Source organism: Flavimobilis rhizosphaerae (genome assembly GCF_014852685.1).
Lineage (GTDB): Bacteria > Actinomycetota > Actinomycetes > Actinomycetales > Cellulomonadaceae > Flavimobilis > Flavimobilis rhizosphaerae.
In genome coordinates this window covers 12,947-33,972 of sequence record NZ_JACZDF010000006.1, presented here as the reverse complement: position 1 = coordinate 33,972, position 21,026 = coordinate 12,947, and the positions used below count along the sequence as shown (strand labels likewise).

General features: G+C 71.7%; 19 protein-coding genes. 7 read left to right on the top strand and 12 right to left on the bottom strand.

The genetic code is table 11. From position 1 onward, the window contains the following. Positions 1–153: 153 nt before the first annotated feature. Both IGS67_RS10815 and IGS67_RS10810 read left to right on the top strand, forming a co-directional pair. The gene (locus tag IGS67_RS10815) at positions 154–348 is read left to right on the top strand and encodes a helix-turn-helix transcriptional regulator (protein ID WP_192280801.1); all 195 of its coding nucleotides are present in this window, start codon (positions 154–156) and stop codon (positions 346–348) included. Beyond that, the gene (locus tag IGS67_RS10810) at positions 335–757 is read left to right on the top strand and encodes a hypothetical protein (protein WP_192280797.1); all 423 of its coding nucleotides are present in this window, start codon (positions 335–337) and stop codon (positions 755–757) included. The genes IGS67_RS10815 and IGS67_RS10810 overlap by 14 nt, the downstream gene beginning before the upstream one ends. A gap of 58 nt (positions 758–815) precedes the next feature. Here the strand turns inward: IGS67_RS10810 and IGS67_RS10805 are convergent, their stop codons facing one another. From IGS67_RS10805 to cimA, 3 genes are all read right to left on the bottom strand, one after another. After that, on the bottom strand, positions 816–1,406 hold the full coding sequence (locus tag IGS67_RS10805) for a mycothiol transferase (protein ID WP_192280794.1): 591 nt from the start codon (positions 1,404–1,406) through the stop codon (positions 816–818). Further along, positions 1,403–2,458: a lipoate--protein ligase family protein gene (locus IGS67_RS10800; protein WP_192280792.1), complete on the bottom strand. Its 1,056-nt coding sequence runs from the start codon at positions 2,456–2,458 to the stop codon at positions 1,403–1,405. Before IGS67_RS10800 ends, IGS67_RS10805 begins: the two co-directional genes overlap by 4 nt. A 252-nt stretch (positions 2,459–2,710) precedes the next feature. Continuing rightward, the gene (gene cimA / locus IGS67_RS10795; protein WP_192280789.1) at positions 2,711–4,300 is read right to left on the bottom strand and encodes a citramalate synthase; all 1,590 of its coding nucleotides are present in this window, start codon (positions 4,298–4,300) and stop codon (positions 2,711–2,713) included. A 344-nt stretch (positions 4,301–4,644) separates the two neighbouring features. On the opposite strand from cimA, the gene IGS67_RS10790 reads away from it, so the two are divergent. Both IGS67_RS10790 and IGS67_RS10785 read left to right on the top strand, forming a co-directional pair. Beyond that, positions 4,645–5,487 carry a hypothetical protein gene (locus IGS67_RS10790; RefSeq protein ID WP_192280786.1) on the top strand — a complete coding sequence of 281 codons (843 nt, stop codon included), beginning with the start codon at positions 4,645–4,647 and terminating at the stop codon, positions 5,485–5,487. Positions 5,488–5,783: 296 nt separating this feature from the next. Next, complete coding sequence (locus IGS67_RS10785; RefSeq protein ID WP_192280783.1) at positions 5,784–6,632, top strand: hypothetical protein; 849 nt, start codon at positions 5,784–5,786, stop codon at positions 6,630–6,632. 113 nt (positions 6,633–6,745) lie between these two features. On the opposite strand, the gene IGS67_RS10780 is transcribed toward IGS67_RS10785, so the two are convergent. Further along, on the bottom strand, positions 6,746–7,867 hold the full coding sequence (locus tag IGS67_RS10780; RefSeq protein ID WP_192280780.1) for a branched-chain amino acid aminotransferase: 1,122 nt from the start codon (positions 7,865–7,867) through the stop codon (positions 6,746–6,748). Between the two features lie 97 nt (positions 7,868–7,964). Continuing rightward, on the bottom strand, positions 7,965–9,008 hold the full coding sequence (locus IGS67_RS10775; protein ID WP_192280777.1) for a 3-isopropylmalate dehydrogenase: 1,044 nt from the start codon (positions 9,006–9,008) through the stop codon (positions 7,965–7,967). Between the two features lie 177 nt (positions 9,009–9,185). On the opposite strand from IGS67_RS10775, the gene IGS67_RS10770 reads away from it, so the two are divergent. Further along, the gene (locus IGS67_RS10770) at positions 9,186–10,061 is read left to right on the top strand and encodes an META domain-containing protein (protein ID WP_192280774.1); all 876 of its coding nucleotides are present in this window, start codon (positions 9,186–9,188) and stop codon (positions 10,059–10,061) included. A gap of 69 nt (positions 10,062–10,130) precedes the next feature. Here the strand turns inward: IGS67_RS10770 and ilvC are convergent, their stop codons facing one another. The 3 genes from ilvC to IGS67_RS10755 all read right to left on the bottom strand — a co-directional run bounded on the left by ilvC (position 10,131) and on the right by IGS67_RS10755 (position 13,655). Further along, the gene (gene ilvC, locus IGS67_RS10765; RefSeq protein ID WP_192280771.1) at positions 10,131–11,156 is read right to left on the bottom strand and encodes a ketol-acid reductoisomerase; all 1,026 of its coding nucleotides are present in this window, start codon (positions 11,154–11,156) and stop codon (positions 10,131–10,133) included. 94 nt (positions 11,157–11,250) lie between these two features. Continuing rightward, on the bottom strand, positions 11,251–11,775 hold the full coding sequence (gene ilvN / locus IGS67_RS10760) for an acetolactate synthase small subunit (RefSeq protein WP_102507761.1): 525 nt from the start codon (positions 11,773–11,775) through the stop codon (positions 11,251–11,253). A gap of 14 nt (positions 11,776–11,789) precedes the next feature. Further along, a complete protein-coding gene (locus IGS67_RS10755; RefSeq protein ID WP_192280768.1) occupies positions 11,790–13,655 on the bottom strand; it encodes an acetolactate synthase large subunit in 1,866 nt (621 codons plus the stop codon). 439 nt (positions 13,656–14,094) lie between these two features. On the opposite strand from IGS67_RS10755, the gene IGS67_RS10750 reads away from it, so the two are divergent. Both IGS67_RS10750 and IGS67_RS10745 read left to right on the top strand, forming a co-directional pair. Then, positions 14,095–15,498, top strand: coding sequence for a sensor histidine kinase (locus tag IGS67_RS10750; RefSeq protein WP_192280765.1), 1,404 nt, complete (start codon positions 14,095–14,097; stop codon positions 15,496–15,498). Between the two features lie 77 nt (positions 15,499–15,575). Beyond that, entirely contained in the window at positions 15,576–16,223 is a 648-nt protein-coding gene (locus IGS67_RS10745) for a response regulator transcription factor (protein WP_328742543.1), read from the top strand. A gap of 68 nt (positions 16,224–16,291) precedes the next feature. Here the strand turns inward: IGS67_RS10745 and IGS67_RS10740 are convergent, their stop codons facing one another. Genes IGS67_RS10740 through IGS67_RS10725 form a run of 4 tightly spaced genes read right to left on the bottom strand, consistent with a single transcriptional unit; the run spans position 16,292 to position 21,022 of the window. Next, positions 16,292–17,218, bottom strand: a complete 927-nt coding sequence (locus IGS67_RS10740) for an NAD-dependent epimerase/dehydratase family protein (RefSeq protein WP_192280759.1) — start codon at positions 17,216–17,218, stop codon at positions 16,292–16,294. Continuing rightward, a complete protein-coding gene (locus tag IGS67_RS10735) occupies positions 17,203–19,023 on the bottom strand; it encodes a class I adenylate-forming enzyme family protein (protein WP_192280756.1) in 1,821 nt (606 codons plus the stop codon). Before IGS67_RS10735 ends, IGS67_RS10740 begins: the two co-directional genes overlap by 16 nt. Beyond that, complete coding sequence (locus IGS67_RS14425) at positions 19,020–20,243, bottom strand: cytochrome P450 (RefSeq protein WP_328742440.1); 1,224 nt, start codon at positions 20,241–20,243, stop codon at positions 19,020–19,022. Before IGS67_RS14425 ends, IGS67_RS10735 begins: the two co-directional genes overlap by 4 nt. Continuing rightward, entirely contained in the window at positions 20,240–21,022 is a 783-nt protein-coding gene (locus IGS67_RS10725) for a glycosyltransferase family A protein (protein ID WP_192280753.1), read from the bottom strand. The genes IGS67_RS14425 and IGS67_RS10725 overlap by 4 nt, the downstream gene beginning before the upstream one ends. Positions 21,023–21,026: the final 4 nt, after the last annotated feature.

The following is a 21,026-nucleotide window of genomic DNA, read 5'->3' as shown; positions in this document are numbered from 1 at the left end:
TATGCAGGCGCTGCGTCAACCACGTCCCGCCTCGACGCCCGCACACATTGTCAAAGAGGCTTGACACCGCCTCACATGTCAAGCACGCTTGACCTATCAAGCAGCCTTGACACCGGAGGTCGTCATGTCCAGCCCCACCCCGCTGAGCCCCTGATGCGCAACGACGTCCGCACGCTCCGCGAGGCCACAGGCCTCTCCCAGGCCGCGCTCGGCGCCGAGCTCGGAGTCTCCCGCCAGACCGTCAACTCGATCGAGAACGGGAAGTACGACCCCTCGCTCCCCCTCGCGTTCGCGATCGCCCGCCACTTCCACCTCACGATCGAGGAGATCTTCCATGTCGACGACTGACCGCACGACGCTCGCCAAAGGAGCCGCTGGACTCACCGCCGGCCTCGCCGCCGCCGTGACCCTCGTCCTCGTCCTCGCCGTCAACGGCCAGGACTCGATGGCACGGGGTGCCGCGACCGGCGCTGGCGTCGTCCTCGTGCTCTTCTGCCTCACCGTCATCCGCGCGCTGCGCGACCCGTCGCGCCTCACCTCGGCCGAGCGTTCCCTCGTCGGCCAGGCCGACGAGCGCGACACGCGCCTCGCCGAGAGGTCCTTCGCCCTGACCGGCCTGCTCGCGATCCCAGCGACGAGCGTCGCGACGGTCGCGCTCGCGCTCGGCGCCCCGGTCGCCCCCGTGATGGCCGTGCTGATCTGGCTTCTCGTCGTCACCGCCGTCGTCTCGGGGGTCGTCCTCGCACGGCGCGGCTGAGGTCGCACTCGTGCCGGGAGCCCCGGGACCTTGCGAGGGCCCGGGGCTCCCGGTTCGCTCAGAACTGCTCGGCGATCCCCCGCAGGCGCGCGGAGTACGCGGGCCAGTCGATGTCGTCGGGCACGTTCCAGGCGTCGTCGCGGGCCAGGCCCACCGCCCCGTCGACGAGCTCGCGCACGACGTTCATCTGGCCGGCGTGCCGCAGCAGGTCCGTCACCGGGTGATCGAGGACCAGGCCGAGCGTCGTCGACGATCGCTCGGCGGGCCACCACGGGGCGGTTCCCGGAGCGTCCGGGCCACGCTCGAGCGTCGGCGCGACGTGCGCGTGGACGTCGCGGACGAACGCAACGACCGTCGCGGCCGGGACCGCGGCGGGCACCCACCAGTCAGCCTGCGGGTCGGCGTCGTACGCGTCGAGCGGCACGGCCACGGGCGACGGCTCGCCCGGCCACGGTCGGCCGAAGCAGTCCCCCAGGTAGCCGAGCTCGATGTTCGCGCAGTGCCGCAGCGCCCCGAGCAGCGTGAAGCCCGTCGGTGTCATGGGCGTGCGCAGCTCGCGCTCCGTGAGGCCCTCGGTCTTCCAGACGAGCGAGTCGACGACCCGGTCGAGTCGCGCCCGCGCGCGTCCGAACGCGTCGTCGGACGTCACGGGACGCGCGCGGTCCACTCCTCCGTCGAGAACTTCGTCTCCGCAAGCTCGGCGGCGCGAGCACGCTCGGCGTCGGTCACCACGCCCGGCACGGTGTCGTAGCGGCTCGCGAAGTAGGCCTTGAACGCCTCGATGACGTCCGCACGGGCCATGCCGGACTGCGAGCGCAGCGGGTCGACGCGCTTGTTGGCGCTCTTCGTACCCTTGTCGCTCATCTTCTCGCGGCCGATGCGCAGGACCTCGAGCATCTTGTCCGCGTCGATGTCGTAGGCCATCGTCACGTGGTGGAGCACCGCTCCCCCGACGAGCCGCTTCTGCGCGGCGCCCGCGATCTTGCCGGCAGGGGACGCGATGTCGTTGAGCGGCTTGTACGTCGCCTCGATGCCGAGGGAGCCGAGCGCGCCGAGCACCCAGTCGTCGAGGAACGCGTAGGACTGCTCGAAGCTCAGGCCCTCGACGAGCGAGCTCGGGACCGTGAGCGAGTACGTGATGGTGTTGCCGGGCTCGATGAACATCGCGCCGCCGCCCGAGATCCGGCGGACGACGGTGATGCCGTGCTTCTCCGCACCCTCGGGGTCGACCTCGTTGCGCAACGACTGGAACGAGCCGATGACGACCGCAGGTGCGCCCCACTCCCAGATCCGCAGCGTCGGGCGTCGCTCGCCGCGGTCGACGCTCTCGGAGATCGCCTGGTCGAGCGCCATGTGCATCGCGGGGCTCTGCGGGCCCTCGTGGACGATCTCGAACGTGTGGTCGTGCCAGCCCGTCGCGTGGCCGAGCGCGCGGCGCACCGCGATCGCGACGGCCTCGGCGGAGAACCCGACCATCGTCACCGAGTCGTCGAGCACCCCCTCGACCGCGCGCGCGAGCTGGGCGACCGAGGCGGTCGCCGGCATGCCGACGAGCGCCGCGTCGATGTCCTCGAGAGCCGTGTCCGGCTCGAGGAAGAAGTCGCCCGAGACCGCGACGCGCGCGAGCCTCTCACCTGCCTCGTCGGTCTCGACGTCGACCGCCACGAGCTTGCCACCGGGAACCTTGTATTCGCCTCTCACAAGGCCCCACACTACGTCCGCGCGAGGACGCCCGTGCCGTGGCGTGGGTCACGCCCGGTGCTCCGCCGGGCGCTCCCGCCCGGTCGTCCCGCCTGCGGCGGGACGTCGGCGTTCCCGGAACCGGGCGCGCCGCGCGACCTGTGGCCAGGGTGGGCCAGGTCGCGCGGCGCGCGGTGCCCCGGGACGCGGTGGTGGGCGTCCGGGGCTACGTGCCGGCGGGGTGGTGCGGCACGTGGTCCAGCAGCGTGCGGGTCAGCGGGGTTCGACGCCCGCCTTGAGGAGGCCGTAGACGGCCGAGTCGGTGAGGGCCTCCCACGAGGCCTCGATGAGGTTGGGGCCGACGCCGACGGTCGACCACGACGTCTCGCCGTCGGTCGTCTCGATGAGCACGCGCGTGATGGCGTCGGTGCCGAGGGAGTTGTCGAGGATGCGGACCTTGAAGTCGATGAGCTCGAACTCCTCGAGCTCGGGGTAGACGCGCAGGAGCGCCTGGCGCAGCGCGTGGTCGAGCGCGTTGACGGGGCCGTTGCCCTCGCCGGTCGAGACGATGCGCTCGCCGCCCGCAGTGAGCTTGACGGTCGCTTCCGAGGACGTGTCGGCCCCGCGCGAGCCGTGACGCTCGACGATCGAGCGCCACGACTCGACCGTGAAGTAGCTGAGGCGCGTGCCGGAGACCTCCTCGCGCAGGAGGAGCTCGAAGGAGGCGTCGGCCGCGTCGAACGTGTAGCCCTGCGCCTCGGCGTCCTTGACACGGTGTGTGACGCGGCCGAGCAGCTCACTTTGGCCCGCGAGGTCGAAGCCGAGCTCACGTCCCTTGAGCTCGATCGACGCACGCCCCGCCATGTCGGAGACGAGCATGCGCATGTCGTTGCCGACGAGGCGCGGGTCGATGTGCTGGTAAAGGTCGGCGTCGACCTTGATCGCGCTCGCGTGGAGTCCGGCCTTGTGCGCGAAGGCGCTCGCCCCGACGTAGGGCTGGCGGCCGTAGGGAGAGATGTTCGTGTGCTCGGAGATTGCGTGCGCGATACGGCTCGCCTCGGTGAGCCCGTCGCCCGCGAGGACGTGGCGGCCGAGCTTGAGCTCGAGGTTGGCGACGACGGTGAGGAGGTCGGCGTTGCCGGTGCGCTCGCCGTAGCCGTTGACGGTGCCCTGGATGTGCTCAGCGCCAGCGTTGACGGCCGCGATCGTGTTGGCGACGGCGCAGCCGGAGTCGTTGTGGGCGTGCATGCCGAGGCGCACGTCGGGTCCGAGGGCGTCGCGCACCGCGCCGACGATCTCGGTGACCTGGTCGGGGAGCATGCCGCCGTTCGTGTCGCACAGGACGACGGCCTCGGCGCCCGCGTCGGCGGCGGCGCGGGCGGCGTCGAGCGCGAAGGCGGGGTCGAAGAGGTAGCCGTCGAAGAAGTGCTCGGCGTCGACGAAGACGCGGCGTCCCTCGCTGACGAGGAATGCGACGGTGTCGGCGATCATGGCGAGGCCCTCGACGCGGTCGGTGCGAAGCGCGCGCTCGACGTGGCGGATGTCGGACTTCGCGACGAGCGTGACGACGGGTGCGCCCGAGTCGAGCAGCGCGCGCACCTGCGGGTCCTGCGACGCGACGACGCCCGCCTTGCGGGTCGCTCCGAACGCCGCGAGCACCGCGTGGCGCAGCTCGAGCTCCTTGGCGGCTCGGGCGAAGAACTCGGTGTCCTTGGGCACGGCGCCCGGCCAGCCACCCTCGATGTAGCCGACGCCGAGCTCGTCGAGCAGCGGGGCGATCGCGAGCTTGTCCGCGACGGACAGGTTCATGCCCTCCTGCTGGGCACCGTCGCGCAGCGTGGTGTCGTAGACGTCGAAGCCCATCGGGACTCTCCTCGTGTCGGTGGTCGGGGTCGACCGTGGTGTCGTGACCAACAAAAAGACCCCCCGGAAGGTACGGGAGGTCTGCGCGCCGGGCCGGGGCCGGGCGCGCTACGCAATGATGAGGGTGAAGCAGGTCACAGAGTGATGATGCCATACCCCAGAGCCCGAGACACGGGTGCCCACCTGGTGGACCTGCGCCCTTCGACGCCGGGCGGAGGCCGCCTGTCCCACGATGTGACCCTTAACCCGTTCAACGCGCGCACCCGAGCGTTCTGCCCTAGGTTTGCCCTGCACGTGCCATTCGCGCGCCCGCACGGGCGCGCCGCATCACACCAGGGGACACATTGAAGACCTTCACCAAGCGCGCCGCGACGACGCTCGCGACGCTCGCCCTCGCCGCCTCGGGCGCGCTCGTCGCGACCGTCCCGGCGCACGCTGCGCCCGCTACGTTCACAGGCGCGTCCATCTCGGGCCTCAAGTCGAAGTACGCCACGTCGACTGCCACGTACCCCGGCCGCAGCTACTCGTTCACGGTCGACGTCGCGGGCTCGGCGGACGACGGCAGCTACACCGACATCACCGGCGACGGCGTCGGCGCCTGGTACCAGACCTACGACCCGAAGGCGGTCAAGGGCTCCCACGTCGTCAAGGTCAAGACCCGCGTCTCGCAGGTCAGCCTGCCCCGCATCGAGAACCCGAGCAAGGTCACGACAGGCAAGAACACGTACAAGCTGGTCGTCAACCGCTACACGACACCGGGTGTCTACGAGCTCCGCATCCCCATCACGCAGCGCTCCTACGACCCGGCCACGCGCGAGTACACAGACACAGTCCGCTACGCGACGAAGCGCGTGACGATCAACGCGAGCACGAAGGTCTCGTTCAGCGACTCGTCCTTCCGCAACTACGGCTGGACCGTCGGCAAGACCGCGACCTTCTACGTCACGACCCCGGCCTACCAGCACGGCGCCAAGGTCACGCTGTACTACAAGAAGAAGGGTGCCAAGAAGTACTCGAAGATCACGTCGAAGACTCTCAAGGCAAAGAAGGGTTCCTACTCCGCCAGGGCGGAGCTGAAGACCAAGAAGCTCACGAAGGCGGGCCACCTCTACTTCAAGGTCTCGGGCGTCGCATACGCGCCCGGCTACAAGACACCGAAGATCAAGGTCACCGTCAAGCGTCGCTGACCTCGGCCTCGCGGTGCCGCGACCCGCACGGCTGGGGTCGCGCTCGACGCCGAAGGCCCGGTTCCCCCTCGAGGGGAACCGGGCCTTTCTCCTTGCGACGTCGCGCGACGACCACCGCATCAGGCGCGCCGGTGCGTTCACTCGCGCCGATCAGCCTGCCGGCCATTCTGGATGTCGGCCGCATCGGCACGACTTCACCGCCTTCGACGCGCGCAAACACTTCCGATGCCCTATGGTGCGGAACACACGTCACGACTCGCGGGCGCCTGCGCCCACCGGACCGACTCAGGGGAACCATGAACATCTTCACTCGGCGCGCCACGACCGCGGTCGCAGCGCTTGCCCTCACTTTGTCAGGCGCATTCGTCGCCGTCGCGCCCGCTCAGGCGACGACGACGCCACCGGCCGAGACCACGACTCCACTGGCTCAGGCCACGTTCACGAGTCTGACGATCTCGGGCCTCAAGTCGAAGTACGCGCTCTCTGCGAAGGGCAAGGAGTATAAGTTTGTCGTCAACGTCACGGGGACGGAAGCAGACACGAGCTATACGGACACGAACGGTGACGGACTGAAAGTCAGGTATACCCCGTATGGCGACTCGCCGTCTTACCCCTCCGTGACAGTTGTGAAGTCACTGGTCAAGAACCCGTACAAGCCCTCGATCTCGTATCCCTACACGTTGGCTGCGGGCAAGAATGTTCTCGTCCTCAAGGTCTCGAAATATGTTTCCCCGGGCGTCTACAAGATCACTGTCCCCGTCAAACAGACGGACTCAACGACGTTGCCGTTCGTGTACACCGTGAAGTACGTGACCAAGAAGGTCACGATCAACGCCAGCCCAAAGCTCAGCACCAAAGCGACGTCTCTCAGCGCGCCGTCGTGGAAGGCCGGGAAGACCGCGAAACTCACGATCACGGCGCCGGAATACCAGCGGGGTGCGCTCGTCACCCTGTACGTGAAGAAGAAGGGCGCAAAGAAGTACGTCAAGCACACCTCGGGCAAACTCAAGGTGAAGTTCACCCGCTCAAAGGTCTTGCTCAAGGGTAAGAACCTCCGAGTTGGCGACAAGATCTACTTCAAGATCGCCAAGGCAAAGTACGCCCCTGCGTACAAGACCAAGGTCGTTCCGATCAAGAAGGTCTGAGCAATCCCGCTCCTCACCTCACGGCTGAAGGCCCGGTTCCCTCAAGGGGAACCGGGCCTTCGCGTGTCATGTCCACATCGAGTGGGGCGTTCCGTCGTGCGAGGAACTCCGCGTCAGACGAGCCGATGCATCCACCCGTGCCGGTCGGGCCGGCGGCCGTTCTGGATGTCGGTGAGCTCCTCGCGGATCGACATCGTGAGCGCGCCCGACGTGCCGTCACCGACGGTGAGGTCGAAGTCGGCGCCCGCGAGCCTGCCGATGGGCGTGAGCACGGCGGCCGTACCGCACGCGAAGATCTCGGCAATCGAGCCGTCGCGCAGTCCTGACTGCACCTCGGCGAGGGAAATTGCACGCTCGGAGACTTCGATGCCGCGGTCGGCAACGAGCTGCAAGATTGAGCGGCGGGTCACGCCTTCGAGGATCGAGCCGGTGAGCGACGGTGTCGACACCGAGCCGTCGGCGGCAACGACGAAGATGTTCATCCCGCCGAGCTCTTCGAGCGTCGTGTTCGTCGCGGCGTCGAGGAAGGCGACCTGGTCGCAGCCGTTCGCGTAGGCCTCCTGCTGCGGGAGCAGGCTCGCGGCGTAGTTGCCGCCGCACTTGGCGGCGCCCGTGCCGCCGGCGCCGACGCGATGGTAGTTCTGCGACACCCAGATGGAGACGGGGTTGACCCCCTTGGCGAAGTACGGGCCGACAGGCGAGGCGATGACGAGGTACTCGGCCTCAAGCGTCGAACGCACGCCGATGAACTTCTCCGACGCGTACATGAAGGGACGCAGGTAGAGGCTCGCCTCCTCGCCCGTGGGGATCCACTCGCGGTCGACGCGCACGAGCGCTTCGATCGAGGCGAGGAAGTCCTCGACGGGGAGCTCGGGCAGCGCGAGCCGGCGGGCCGAGGCGGTGAAGCGTTCGGCGTTGGCCTCGGGCCGGAAGGTCCACACGGAGCCGTCGGCGTGCTGGTACGCCTTGAGACCCTCGAAGATCTCCTGGGCGTAGTGGAGGACCGCGGTCGCGGGGTCGAGCTGGAGCGGGCCGTACTTCTCGACGCGGCGCTCGGCCCAGCCGCCGTCGGCGGTCCAGCGGGCACGGGCCATGTGGTCGGAGAAGACGGTGCCGAAGCGGGGCGCGGCGAGGGCCGCTGCCCGCTCGTCGTGGGGCGTCGGCGTGTCCGTGAGGGTCACGTCGTAGGCCGCGGCGAGGTCGGAGATCTGCGTGGGGGTGGTGCTGTCGTTCATGAGGGTGGCCTTTCACCGGGCGGGCGCGCGGGACGCGCGCCCGCCACCAACGGACGTTACCGGGTGAGGACGGCCGAGGGCACGGGACCCGCTGGGGTCACTCGGCCACGCGCTGTGCGAGGTCGGTGCCGATCTCGGCCGTCGACCGTACTCGGGTGCCGCGCTCGACGAGGTCGGCCGCGACCGCGGCCGTGACCTTCGCCGACTCGGCTGCGTAGCCGAGGTGGTCGAGCAGCATCGCGACGGAGAGGACGGTCGCGGTGGGGTCGGCCTTGCCCTGGCCGGCGATGTCGGGCGCGGAGCCGTGGACCGGCTCGAACATCGAGGGGGCGGTGCGGTCCGGGTTGATGTTCGCGGACGCCGCGAGACCGATGCCGCCCGTGATGGCGGCGGCCTGGTCGGTGAGGATGTCGCCGAAGAGGTTGTCGGTGACGATGACGTCGAACCGCGAGGGGTTCGTCGTGAGGAAGATCGTCGCGGCGTCGACGTGGAGGTAGTCGGTCGTCACGTCGGGGAACTCGGCATTGACTGCCTCGACGGTGCGGCGCCACAGATGGCCCGCGTGGACGAGGACGTTGTGCTTGTGGACGAGGGTGAGGTGCTTGCGCTGGCGCGCGGCGGCGCGCGCGAAGGCGTCGCGGACGACGCGCTCGACGCCGAAGGCGGTGTTGACGGAGACCTCGTTGGCGACCTCGTGGGGCGTGCCGGTGCGGATCGAGCCGCCGTTGCCGACGTACGGGCCCTCGGTGCCCTCGCGGACGACAACGAAGTCGATCTCGCCGGGCTCGGCGAGCGGCGAGCGCACGCCCGCGAAGAGCTTCGCCGGGCGGAGGTTGACGTAGTGGTCAAGCGCGAAGCGCAGCTTGAGGAGGAGGCCGCGCTCGAGGACGCCCGACGGCACCGTGGGGTCGCCGATCGCGCCGAGGAGGATCGCGTCGTGGCCGCGGATCGCGTCGAGGTCGGCGTCGGTGAGGGTCTCACCGGTCGCGTGCCAGCGCTGCGCGCCGAGGTTGAAGGCCGTCTGCGAGACCGTCGCGTCGGTGCCCTTGAGGGCTGCCTCGAGGACCGCGAGGCCCTGCTCGACGACCTCGATGCCGATACCGTCGCCCGCGACGACCGCCAGGTTGATGTTGCTCGTCATGCAGGGGATCCTAGGACGTTCCGTCCGCACTCCGACGCGTCGTCTCACCGCATGGTGAGACGGTGACGGTCACACCTCGAGATGCCGGCTCATCCCCAGACCCGCGGGCACGCAGGTGCAAGCACCCGGCCCTCGGCGACACATGCACGGCGACACCACCACTCGAGAGGAACCCTCGTGAGCACCACCATCTCCCGCTCGACCCGCCGCGCGTGTCTCCCGGTCGCCGTGCTCGCTCCAACAGCTCTCCTGCTCGCCGCGTGCGCGAACCCGGACGTCCCCGGTTCGCAGGCGCCCGCCGACGCCACCTATGCTCCGCTCACCGACGCCCGCGAGGCCGTCGGCACCTGGACCGTCGGCGACGCCGCCGCGGACAACGGCGCCGTCCTCCAGATCAGCGCGGGCATGAACCTGTGGCTCGACTGCGGACTCGTCGACGTCTCCTACCTCGTCGGCACCGACGGTGCGCTCCTCACCGACGCGTGGTCCGGATCGGGCGCGTGCGACCTCCCAGGCGTCCCGGCGTGGCTCGGCGACGCGACGAGCATCGCGACCGCGGGCGACGACCTCGTCCTTCTCGCCGCGGACGGCACTCCGACGGCGACGCTCACTGCGGGCGGCACCCCGAAGGTTCCCGCCGACGTGTCCGCCGAACTCGCGCAGGACCCCGTCCTCGACGACGTGCTCCGCGCCGCTCTCGACCCCACCTCCCCCACTCTTCCGTCGGGAGTGACGGCGGCGACGATGAACGAGCTCGTCGGCCACTGGCTCCCCGCGACGCCCGTCGGCGAGCCGGAGGCGTCCTACCTCGCTCTCGCCGCCGACGGCACGTGGACCGGGTCTGACGGCTGCAACGGGGCGCAGGGCCTGTGGCTCTCGGACAAGGGCTCGTGGCGTGCCACGTCGGGCCCGCAGACGTTGATCTACTGCGAGGGCGTCCAGATGCCCATGTTCGCGTCGACCGCGCGCGCGGCGGGCCTCGGCGCCGACGGCTCGCTCGTCCTCGTCGACGCGGAGGGCGCCGAGCTCGTCCGCCTCGTCAAGAAGGCCTGACGCCACACCTACGCCAACGGCCCGCCCGCACCAACCGGTGCGGGCGGGCCGCTCGTCGTCGTGCGAGGATCAGCGTGCGGCCGAGCCCTCGGTGTAATCAGCGTCCTGCTGCTTCCACGCGAAGAGAGAGCGGAGCTCGCGACCCACGGTCTCGATGGGGTGCTGGGCACCCTTCTCGCGCAGCGCGTGGAACTCGGGGGCACCCGCGTCCTGGTCGCCGATGAAGCGCTCCGCGAAGGCACCCGACTGGATGTCCGCGAGGACGGCCTTCATGTTCTCCTTGACCTCGGGCGTGATGACGCGCGGGCCCGAGACGTAGTCGCCGTACTCGGCCGTGTCGGAGACCGACCAGCGCTGCTTGGCGATGCCGCCCTCCCACATGAGGTCGACGATGAGCTTGAGCTCGTGAAGGACCTCGAAGTAGGCGATCTGCGGCTGGTAGCCGGCCTCGGTGAGGACCTCGAAGCCGTACTGGACGAGCTGCGACGTGCCGCCGCAGAGCACTGCCTGCTCGCCGAAGAGGTCCGTCTCGGTCTCCTCGGTGAACGTCGTCTTGATGACGCCCGCACGCGTGCCGCCGATCGCCTTCGCGTACGACAGAGCCGTGGCCCACGCCGTGCCCGTCGCGTCCTTCTCGACCGCGATGATGTCCGGGATGCCACGGCCGGCGACGAACTCGCGGCGCACCGTGTGGCCCGGCGCCTTGGGCGCGACGAGGATGACGTCGACGCCCTCGGGGACCGCGATGTAGCCGAAGCGCACGTTGAAGCCGTGCGCGAACGCGAGCGTCTTGCCCTCGGTGAGGTGCGGGGCGATCGACTCGGCGTAGATCGCACGCTGGTGCTGGTCCGGCGCGAGGATCATGATGAGGTCCGCCCAGGCCGCGGCCTCGGCAACGGTCTTGACCTCGAAGCCCTCGTCGGTCGCCTTGGCGATCGACTTCGAGCCCTCCTTGAGCGCGATGACGACCTCGACGCCCGAGTCACGCAGGTTCTGCGCGTGGGCGTGGCCCTGCGAGCCGTAGCCGACGATCGCGACCTTCTTGCCCTGGATGATCGACAGGTCGGCGTCGTCGTCGTAGAAAAGCTCTGCCACGGTGGTTCTCCTCGTTCTGTGTGCGGTGTGAAGTTTGGGTCGGCGACCGACCGTCCGGAGCAAGTCAACCCCACGACGGCCGTCCGCCGCAGGATCAGGCGCTGCGTGAGACGCGGTCGAGCGCGCGGTCGGTGATCGAGCGGGAGCCGCGACCGATGCCGATCGCGCCGGACTTGACGATCTCGCGCACCCCGTACGGCTCGAGCGCCGCGAGCAGCGCACGCAGCTTGCCGGGATTGCCGGTCGCCTCGATCGTCACGGCGTCGACGGCGACGTCGACGACGTGCGCGCGGAAGAGCTCGACGACCTCGAGCACCGCCGAGCGGGTGCCGGCCTCGGCCTTGACCTTGACGAGCAGGAGCTCGCGCTGGACGGACGACTCGTCGTCGAGCTCGACGATCTTGATGACGTTGATGAGCTTGTTGAGCTGCTTCGTCACCTGCTCGAGCGGGAGCTCGTCGACGTCGACGACGATCGTCATGCGGGAGATGCCCTCGTGCTCGGTCGGCCCGACCGCGAGGGAGTGGATGTTGAACGAGCGGCGCGCGAAGAGGGCCGCGACGCGGGTGAGGGCGCCGGGCTTGTTCTCGAGCAGCACGGCGAGGGTGTGACGGGTCATGGTGCCGGGTCCTCTCAGTCCTCGCGGTCCCACGCCGGGGAGATCCCCTGCGCGTACTGGATGTCGTCGTTGCTCACGCCCGCGGCGACCATGGGCCACACCATCGCGTCGCGCGAGACGTTGAAGTCGATGAGCACGGGCTGGTCGTTGATCTCCCGCGCCTTCTTGATCGTCGCCTCGACGTCGCTCGCGTGCTCGACGCGCAGACCGACGCAGCCGTACGCGTCGGCGAGCTTGACGAAGTCAGGGACACGCGCGGTGCCGTGGCCCGTGTGGAGGTCGGTGTTCGAGTAGCGCTCGTCGTAGAAGAGCGTCTGCCACTGCCGGACCATGCCGAGGGAGGAGTTGTTGATGAGCGCGACCTTGATGGGGATGTCGTTGATCGTGCAGGTCGCGAGCTCCTGGTTGGTCATCTGGAAGCAACCGTCACCGTCGATCGCCCAGACCTCGCGGTCGGGGTCGCCGACCTTCGCGCCCATCGCGGCGGGGATCGAGTAGCCCATCGTGCCGAGGCCGCCCGAGTTGAGCCATGCCGCGGGACGTTCGTAGCGGATGAACTGCGCGGCCCACATCTGGTGCTGGCCGACGCCCGCGACGTAGACGGCCTCGGGGCCCGCCATCTCGCCGAGCGTCTGGATGACGTGCTGCGGGGACAGGAGCCCGTCCGCGGTCGGCGCGTAGCCGAGCGGGTACGTCTCGCGCCAGTCGTCGATCGTCGCCCACCAGCCTGCGAGGTCGGGCAGCCCGTTCTTCGCGTGCTCGTCGGCGAGCGCCGGCACGAGCTCGGAGATCGTCTCGCGCAGGTCGCCGACGATGGGGACGTCGACGGCGCGGTTCTTGCCGATCTCGGCCGGGTCGATGTCCGCGTGGATGATCGCGGCGCCCGGTGCGAACGACGAGAGCTTGCCGGTGACGCGGTCGTCGAAGCGCGCGCCGAGCGAGACGACGAGGTCGGCGCGCTGGAGCGCCGCGACGGCAGGGACGGTGCCGTGCATGCCGGGCATGCCGAGGTTCTGCGGGTGAGAGTCCGGGACGGCGCCGCGCGCCATGAGCGTCGTGACGACGGGCGCGCCCGAGAGGTCGACGAGCTTGCGCAGGACGTCGGCCGCACCCGAGCGGATCGCGCCACCGCCGACGTAGAGCACGGGCCGGCGGGCGGTCGCGAGGAGCTTCGCGGCCTCACGGATCTGCTTGGAGTGAGGCTTCGTCACGGGGTGGTAGCCGGGCAGGTGGATGTCCGTGGGCCACTCGAAGACGGTGCGGGACTGCAGCGCGGACTTCGCGACGTCAACGAGCACGGGGCCGGGGCGGCCGGTGCGCGCGATGTGGAAGGCCTCGGCGACGACGCGCGGGATGTCGGCGGGGTCGGTGACGAGGAAGTTGTGCTTCGAGACGGGCATCGTGATGCCGACGATGTCGGCCTCCTGGAACGCGTCCGTCCCGATGAACGACGCGCCCACCTGACCGGTGATCGCGACGAGCGGGACCGAGTCCATGTTGGCGTCCGCGATGGGCGTGACGAGGTTCGTCGCGCCGGGGCCCGACGTCGCCATGCACACGCCGACCTTGCCGGACGTCTGGGCGTAGCCCTGCGCTGCGTGGCCCGCGCCCTGCTCGTGGCGCACGAGGATGTGCCGGAGCTGGGTCGAGTCCATGAGCGGGTCGTACGCCGGGAGGATCGCTCCGCCCGGGATGCCGAAGACGGTGTCGACGCCCGCGGCCTCGAGCGAGCGGATGAGCGACTGCGCGCCGGTCATCTCCTCGCGCTGCGGTACGGACGCGCGGGCGCGCTCGGCCGCGGCGGCGGCTGCGTGGGCGGGGCTGGGCGCCGGCCTGGGCGTCGTGGACGCCTGGTCGGCTGCGGGGTGACCCTGGGCCATGGTCTTCTCCCTGGCTGCGATGCTGGGACTGCTCGGACTGCTGGCGGGGCCTTCGCCGGATGCGGCTGCGGCCCCGGTCTCACGGTGGTGAGAGTCGATCCTCGGGTGGCGCCGCTGAGGGTTCAGCGGCAAGAAAAAACCCCTCGAGCCCGGGTGGGGGCCATGCGAGGGGAGAGCGCGCGTCGACGACCGGGATGTGGCCGGTCAGGCCGCGCGCCCGGGAAGTACTACGAGGATCGTCTGCACGGGGCCAGCGTACGCCGGAGGGTCCCGTCGTGTCACATACGGGTCGCCCTGGTCTCAGGGGGCGGGACCGTGTGGTCCACGTCACGACCCAGGATCGTGCGCAGCGACGCGCCGGGCCCCGTCCGCAGGCGGGGGCCGGCTTCCTCCTCACGACGGTGGTCGGCCCCCTGCCGCACCCGGGAGGATGAGTGCCATGACGCCCGCCGCTCCCCCGGACCCGCCCGCCACACCGGCCCGCACCCGCCGCCCGGGCGTCCCCGAGTCGATCCTCGCAGCGCTCGTCGCGTTCCACGGGATCGTCCTTCTCCCCGCTCTGTGGCGGGACACCCTGGCTGCCTCGATCGAGGGCTCCCCCGACTGGGCTCCGTGGTGGTGGACCTTCGCGAACCCGGCGAGGCTCCTCCTGAGCCCGGCGCTTCTCGTCGTCCTCGCTGCCCTGCTCGTCGCCGTCCTCGCGGTGCTCCTCGCCCGGCGCGCCCCGCGCTTCGCGGCGTGGGGCTCCGTGACGGTCGCCGTCGCGACCGTGCCCCTCGTGTGGCTCACCGGCAGGTACGTCGCTGCATACGACGCGACGTGGTGGTTCGCGCTCGCGGCCGTCGGCGCGCTCCAGGCTGCCGACAGGCGGGGTTGGGGACCGACCGCCGTCGCCGTCGGGACCGTGCTCACGCTCGGCGTCAGCGGCATGCCGGTCGCTCTCCTCAGCACGGACGGTCCGACGACGTTCCTCCTCGGCGCCGACGACATCAACAGGACCGTCAAGGACCGCACGACCGTCGTCGTCGTCGTCCTCATCGCCATCGTGCTCGCGATCCTCACAGCCCGGACGCTCGCTGCCGCAGCCGGACGTCACGAGCGTCGGCGCGAAGCACTCGACGAAGCTCTCAGGCTCCGCGCTGAGGCCGGCGTCGAGCACGACGCTGCGCGTCGTCTCTCCGCGACTGTGACGGAGCGCTCGCGCGTCGCGCGCGATCTCCACGACGTCGTCGCACATCACGTCTCGCTCGTCGCGGTGCGCGCCGAGAGCGCCCGCTACGCGACGCCCGACCTCGCCCCCGCGACGACCGAGGCGCTCAGCCTCATCGCCGACGACGCGCGCGCGGCGCTCACCGAGCTGCGCGCCGTGCTCGCGGTCCTCGCGCGCACCGAGCACGAGACGTCTGAGCTCCGGCCTCAGCCGTCGGCCGCGCAGCTCGGCACGCTCCTTGACGTGGCCCGTTCGGCCGGCCAGGACGTCACGGTGCGTCCGGACGGCCCCGCGCTCGAGGCGCTCGTGCGCACCGTCCCGTCGCAGAGCGGCTACGTCCTCTATCGCGTGCTCCAGGAGGCGCTCACGAACGCGCGCCGGCACGCCCCCGGAGAGCGCGTCGACGTGACGATCACGCGGGAGCCCTCGTCGACCTCGCTCGTCGCTCGCAACGCGGCACCGGCCGACGGTCACACGCCGGGGATCGGGCTCACTGGTCTCGCCGAGCGCGTCGCGCTCGTCGCCGGGACGAGCGACGTCACGGTCGCCGACGGCACGTTCACGCTCCGGGTGACGCTGCCGGACCCGGACGACGTCACCGACGCACGTGACGATCCCGGGCTGGCAGGATGAACGCCGTGACACCCCCGGAACCGTCCGCGCCGGCACCTGCCTCCTCGCCTGCACCGCCCTCGGCGGACGCGGCACCTGTGCGCGTCGTCCTCGCGGACGACCAGCCCGTCATCCTTCACGGGCTCGCCGCGATCCTCGCGGCGACACCCGGCATCGAGGTCGTCGGCACGGCGGCCGACGGCGCAGAGCTCGTGCGGCTCGTCGAGCGCATGTCTCCCGACGTCGCGCTCGTCGACGTCCGTATGCCGCGCGTCGACGGCATCGAGGCGACCCGCCGCGTCACGGCGTCGGGCGCGGGCACGCGCGTTGTCATCCTCACGACCTTCGACCTCGACGAGTACGTGTATGACGCGCTGCGTGCCGGGGCAAGCGGCTTCCTCCTCAAGGACGTCACGGCCGAACGGCTCGTCGAGGCGGTGCGGCTCGTCGCCGAGGGGTCGATGCTCCTCGGGCCCGGTGTCACGCGACGCCTCGTCAAAGACGTCGCGGCTCGCCGCGCGGCGCCGCGCGTCGTCCCCGGACTCGACGAGCTCACGCCCCGCGAACGCGAGGTGTTCGCAGCCGTCGCGCGCGGTCTGTCGAACGCGGAGATCGCGGCCGAGCAGTGGGTGAGCGAGCCGACCGTGAAGTCGCATGTCTCGGAGATCCTCCGCAAGACGGGGTGCCGTGACCGCGTGCAGCTCGTCGTCGCGGCCTACGAGTCGGGGACGGTCACGTCCGGCTGACCCCGCCCGGTCCTGACTCGTAGGTCTCCAGCACCGTTCGACAGTGTTCCAGGACTACGAGCTGCCGCTCACCAGGTCTCGGCGCCCTCGAGCGTCGTCGCAGGCGGCTCGACGCCGAGCCATGTGCGCAGGCGCGTGAGGTCGAGCGTCCGCTCGACCGCGAGGTGGCTGAGCGCGTAGCGGCTGAGGCGCGAGCGCGGCAGACCGAACGCGGCGGCACCGTCGAGCGCGGCCGCGAGTGCGTACGCGAGGCGCGGCGGGACCTCGGCGACGCGCAGCGGTCCGCCGTCCGGACCACGGTGCCCGCGCCTGCCGAGCAGCTCGAGAACTGCGCGGCGCAGCGGCCACGGTTCGGCGTCGGCGACGTTGACGACGCCCGTGACGTCGCGCGCGAGCCCGGCTCGGACGGCCTCGACGAACGTGTCGACGTGCGTGAACGAGTGGAGCGCGGAGCCGTCGCCGACGAGCGGCACGCGGCCGCGCCGCACGAGCCCCTCGACACGCGGCAGCAGCGTCGTGTCCCCCGGCCCGTAGACCGCGTGCGGCCGCAGGACGAGCACGGGACCGAGGTCCGTGCCCGCGAGGTAGCGCTCGGCAGCAGCCTTCGTCGCACCGTACGCGTTGAGGTGGCGGCCGGGCAGGGGCGTGTCCTCGCGCCCGGCGACGGTCGGCACGCGCGGGTCGTAGACGCTCGCCGAGGACACGTGGATCATCCGTGCGCCGCGGAACGTCTCGCGGACCGCGCGCGTGCCGTCGACGTTGATCCGTGCGGCGGCGGCGCGCTTGCCGCCGTCGGCGACGGCTGCGCCGACGTGGACGACGGCGTCGACCTCGGGCGGGTCCGCGAGCGCGCCGTCGGCGAGGTCCCATACCCGCCACGTCCCGACATGCGCGGGGCGGCGCGAGAACGTGCGGACGTCGTGCCCGTCGGTGGCCAGCGCTCGGGCGACAGCGCCACCGACGAAGCCCGAGGCCCCGGTCACCGCGACGCGCACGTGGAGCCCTCCCCTGCGGCTGCGTTGACGAGCGCGGCGACCTCGCGCGCGAGCGCCTGTCGGTCGGGCTTGCGGCTGCGGCCCGCGACGGGAACCGCTGGCGCGACGAGGACGACGTCGGGCAGCGCGCCGTGGTCGAGGACCTCGGCGAGCCGCGGCCGCACCTCCTCGGCGAGCGGGTGGTCGCACGTGAGCCGCGGCGGACGCTCAGCGGCGTCCGACGGGACGAGGACGAGCGCGACCCGCTCGTCGCCGTCCTCCTGCGGCAGCCCGACGAGGACGGCCTCGCCGACGCCCTCGAGCGCAGCGAGCCGCGGTTCGAAGAGGCCCGGGTAGATGTTGACCGTGCCGCGGATGATCATGTCGCGCGTCCGCCCGAGGAGGACGACGGAGCCGTCGGACGCGAGTCGGGCGAGGTCGCCCGTGCGGTGCTCGGCCACCCGGACGACGTCGCCGTCGGTGTCGAGCAGGCCGAGCATGAGCGCGGGACCTGAGACGACGAGCTCGCCGGACGCGGCATCGTCGGGCGCAGCATCGTCGGACGCGGCGTCCCCGGACGCTGTCGCTCGCGGAGCAGCGCCGTCCGGACCGGCTCCGTCGGGCGCGGTGCCGTCCGGAGCCGCGGAAAGGATCTGCACGTCGACGGTGCTCACGGGTGTCCCGACGAGGTCGCCGTCCCCCGTGTGCGCGAGCTTCGTCGCGGCCTCGACGGACGCGACGGGCAGGCACTCGGTCATGCCGTAGATCCCGACCCAGCGGGTCGTCGGCACGAGCCGCGTCGCGCGCTCGAGGAGCGCGCGGGTGACGGGTGCTCCTCCGACGAGGACGGTCGCGGCCGTGCGGGCGGGCACGGTGCCAGCCTCGACGGCGTCGAGCAGCGCGGTGACGTCGGCGGGCACGAGGAACGTCGCGTCGGCTCCCGCCATGAGACGACCCGCCGTGACGACGTCGCGGGCGGGCGCGACGACGGGCACGGTCCAGGTCGCCCCCGCGAGGAGCGCGGGCACGCCGAGGAGCATCTGGTCCGTGACGACGTCCTCCCCGGGACTCATCGCAACGATCTCGCCGAGCGCACGCGTCGCGGCCGCGAGGGTCGCGCCCGAGTGGACGACCGCGCGCGGGGCCGCGGTCGTGCCCGACGTGAAGACGACGAGCATCTCGCGCGCCCCGTCGAGCGGGGGCAGTGATGCCCTGTCGCGCGGCAGCCCCGCAGCGGCCCGGCTCGACGCCGCACGGTCAGGCTCCGCGCCGCGCGTGGTCGCGAGGGCGTCCCGCACGAGCCGTCGCACGGGCACGGATCCCCGCGGCACCCCCGGCAGCCACGGTCCGGAGTGCACGTGAGTGACGAGCAGCTCGGCGTACCCGGGCAGGAGCAGGCCGCGCCGACGCGCGAGGGCGCGCAGCGGTCCGCGGGAGAGCGCGTGGAGGAGCGACTCGGTCGCGGCGTGCGTCGGCCGGGCAGCAGCGACGCGCGCAGCGAAGAGCTCGGGCGTCGAGCCGGGGTCGACGAAGACGACGGTGCCGCCCGCTCGTGCGATGCCGAGCGCGGTGACGATTCCGTCGAGCCGCGGCCGGATCGAGAAGAGCACCCGTCCGCCGGGCTCGAGCCCGTGCGCGCGGAGACCCGCGGCGACGGCCTCGATGCGTGTCGCGAGCTCGCGGAAGGTGAGCGCACCGAAGCGCTGGGGGCGGCCCGGACGGGTGCGGCGCGGGACGCGCAGCGCGACGGCGTCGGGCGTGCGCGCGCACGCGTCGAGCACGAGGGCGACGAGGTGTGCGTCCTCCGGGGTCCCGGGCCCGCTCACGCCGTCACCACGAGCTCGCGGTACGCGGGGATGAGGACGCGTCGGGCGACGCGTCGGCGGACGACGCTCACCGGCCGGCCCGCGGCCGCGACGGGAGCGAGGGCCGCGAGCGCGGAGTCGATCTGCGCCATGGCGAGCGGCATGCCGAGGCAGAAGTGCGGTCCTGCGCCGAACCACAGGTGACGGACGGCCGGGTCCGCCTCGCGGCCTGGGTCGAACGGCCCCGCACCGCGGCAGCAGGAGATCGTCACGATGACGACGCGGTCGCCCGGCCGCACCCGCACGCCCGCGACCTCACGTTCGGCGGTCACGGAACGGAGCATGACGGGCGTCGGCACGGCGGTGCGCAGCGCCTCCTCGACGACGCGACCGCGCCAGCGGTCGGAGGGCGGCGTCAAGAGCAGCCGGTCGAGCACGCCCGCGTCGTGCGTGATCGCGACGAGCCGCGGCACGAACGACTGGACGGTCTCGGTGCCCGTGAGGACGAACGCACCGACCGCCCCCATCGCCTCCCGCTCGGAGAGGCCGAGCTCGCGCATGCGCCCCGGGACGGTCTGCGTCCCGCCGTCGCGGTAGGCGGCGCGCGCGGGCTCGCTCAGCTCGTCGAGCACCGCGCGGGCGCGGGCAACCTGCGAGCGCGTGAGCCCGCGTCGGTGGAGGCGGACGAGCCCGACGATCTCCTGGGCGCGCCGCAGCTGGTCCCGCACCGTGTCGCCGGTGTCGCCGAGGCCGACGAGGTGGCAGATGAGCGAGCCGGCGAGGTCGCCGACGACGGGCACGAGGTCGACGTTCTCCCCCGCGAGAAGCCTCGCGGCTAGCCTGTCGAGCCGCTCGGAGCGCGTCGCGGTGAGGGCCCTGACGGACGACGGCGTGAAGAGCGGCGTGAGCGTGCGGCGCAGCGCGGCGTGCTCGGCGCCCTCCATGTTGAGCAGCACGGAGGGTCCGAGCACGGGCGTCCACAGGTCGGCGGGCGAGCCCGGCCCGATCTTCGAGAAGCACTCTGTGTCGAGGAGCACCTCGCGGGCGGTCGCGGCGTCGGAGACGACGACGCCGAGGCCGGGGACCCGTACGGCCGGGCGGTTGCGGAGGGCGCGCAGCGCAGGGTACGCGAGCGGGTGGGCACCGCGTTGGACGCGCTCCTCGTGGTGGAGCACCTCGTCGTCGGCCACGGAGGGGTCGTGCACGGCGTGCGCGGCGCGCGCGACGTCGTCGACCGTCACCGGATGTCCACGTGCGCGGGCCGGTAGCGGTGGTCGGCGTACCAGCCGAGGGTCCGCACGAGCCCCCAGGCGGCGACGCGCCGGGTCGAGCCACGCACGAGGACGTCGTCGTACGTCGCGTAGCGCGTCGTGAGGCGGCGCACGGCGTTGACGAGCGCACGGTCCTCGTGGACGTCCTCGATCGCGGTGCGCGGGAATCCGCCGGCGCGGAGGTAGAGGTCGGCGGTGACTGCCATGTTGCAGCCGGCGGACATCATGTAGGGCCCGAGGTAGCCGTCGTCCTGATTGCCGGGTCGTACCCTGCCGAACGCGCCCGCGAGCGCGACCGCGCCGTTGAGCAGGGCTGTGCGTGGCCGCGAGACCGGCAGGTCGTCGGTGCGGGGCACGAGCCTGCCCGCGACGAGCTCGGACAGTGCGAGCGCGCGGCGCACGGCCGCGGTCCAGCCGGGGTCGGGCAGGCAGTCGGCGTCGGTGCGTGCGAGGAGCGCGGCGCCCGCGGCCGCGGCCTCGCGCATGCCCGTGTCGGCGGCGGCCCCCGTCCCCTTCTGCTCCTCCGTGACGACGCGCCAGCGCGACAGGCCGTGCCTCGCGGCGTACTCGCGGACGACGTCACCCGTCCCGTCGGAGGACCCGTTGTCGACGACGACGAGGTCGAAGTCGGTGTCCGTCTGCGCGCGCAGCGCGTCGAGCGTCGCCGTGATGCCCGCGGCCTCGTCCCGCGCGGGCACGACGACGCCGAGCCGGCCGGGCGCGGGGTGCGTGCCCGCGGTCGAGCGCACGCGT

What these genes read in the sequence shown, in the direction of transcription:
- IGS67_RS10780 (WP_192280780.1), bottom strand. Translation starts at nt 7,867, where the DNA reads ATGAACGACAGCACCACCCCCACGCAGATCTCCGACCTCGCCGCGGCC.
- IGS67_RS10815 (WP_192280801.1), top strand. Translation starts at nt 154, where the DNA reads ATGCGCAACGACGTCCGCACGCTCCGCGAGGCCACAGGCCTCTCCCAG.
- IGS67_RS10750 (WP_192280765.1), top strand. Translation starts at nt 14,095, where the DNA reads ATGACGCCCGCCGCTCCCCCGGACCCGCCCGCCACACCGGCCCGCACC.
- ilvN (WP_102507761.1), bottom strand. Translation starts at nt 11,775, where the DNA reads ATGACCCGTCACACCCTCGCCGTGCTGCTCGAGAACAAGCCCGGCGCC.
- IGS67_RS10810 (WP_192280797.1), top strand. Translation starts at nt 335, where the DNA reads ATGTCGACGACTGACCGCACGACGCTCGCCAAAGGAGCCGCTGGACTC.
- IGS67_RS10755 (WP_192280768.1), bottom strand. Translation starts at nt 13,655, where the DNA reads ATGGCCCAGGGTCACCCCGCAGCCGACCAGGCGTCCACGACGCCCAGG.
- cimA (WP_192280789.1), bottom strand. Translation starts at nt 4,300, where the DNA reads ATGGGCTTCGACGTCTACGACACCACGCTGCGCGACGGTGCCCAGCAG.
- IGS67_RS10775 (WP_192280777.1), bottom strand. Translation starts at nt 9,008, where the DNA reads ATGACGAGCAACATCAACCTGGCGGTCGTCGCGGGCGACGGTATCGGC.
- IGS67_RS10785 (WP_192280783.1), top strand. Translation starts at nt 5,784, where the DNA reads ATGAACATCTTCACTCGGCGCGCCACGACCGCGGTCGCAGCGCTTGCC.